The organism is Arthrobacter sp. JCM 19049 (assembly GCF_001310435.1).
In genome coordinates this window covers 1-988 of the sequence record NZ_BAXF01000665.1, presented here as the reverse complement: position 1 = coordinate 988, position 988 = coordinate 1, and the positions used below count along the sequence as shown (strand labels likewise).

The 988-nt window shown below is 68.4% G+C and carries 1 pseudogene; it reads left to right on the top strand.

Features of this window, described 5'->3' with window-relative positions:
- Positions 1-988: pseudogene (gene argS, locus JCM19049_RS15365) on the top strand (arginine--tRNA ligase); the annotation flags it as partial.

The window sequence follows — 988 nt, the reverse complement described above, 5'->3', positions numbered from 1 at the left end:
CCGCTGGGCGGCGCTGGGCGATGCGATCGCCCGCGTGCTGCGCGCCTCGGGGGCGCAGGTGACCAGCGAGTACTACATCAACGACGCCGGCAACCAGATGAACGTGTTCGCCACCAGCGTCTACAACCGGATGCACGGCCTGCCGGTGCCCGAGGGCGGCTACCCGGGCGAATACATCAAGGAGCTGGCCGACGTCGTGCTCGCCCAGGCCCCGGAACTGGCCGAGGCCGAACTGGGTGCGGCGCTGCCGCAGATCCGCGAACTGGCCTACGCCGCGCAGATGGCCGACATCAAGTCCACCCTGCAGGACTTCGGGGTCAGCTTCGACGTGTTCTTCTCCGAGGCGAAGCTGCATGAGGCCGGGGCGGTGGCCGACGCGGTGGCCCGGCTGCGCGAACAGGGGCACATCTTCGACCAGGACGGTGCGGTGTGGCTGCGCACCACCGACTTCGGGGACGACAAGGACCGCGTGCTGATCCGCGCGAACGGGGAGCCGACCTACTTCGCGGCCGACGCCGCCTACTACCTGTCCAAGAAGGACCGCGGGTTCATCGAGAAGATCTACCTGCTGGGTGCCGACCACCACGGGTACGTGAACCGCCTGAAGGCCATCGCCGCCTGCGCGGGGGACGACAAGGAGAAGAACATTGAGGTGCTGATCGGGCAGCTGATCAGCGTCAACGGGGCGAAGCTGTCCAAGCGCGCCGGGAACATCATCGAGCTGCGCGACCTGATCAACTGGCTGGGCGCCGACGCGCTGCGCTACTCGCTGGCCCGCTACCCGGCCGATTCGCCGATCGCGCTGGACCCGGAGCAGCTGAAGAAGAACACGAACGACAACCCGGTGTTCTACGTGCAGTACGCCCACGCCCGCTCCCGCGCCGCGGCGCGCACCGCCGCGGAAAAGGGCGTGGAGCGCATCGCGCAGGGCTTGACGCCTCCCTGCTGACCCACGAAGCGAAACGAGCTGCTGGCGCTGCTGGGCAGT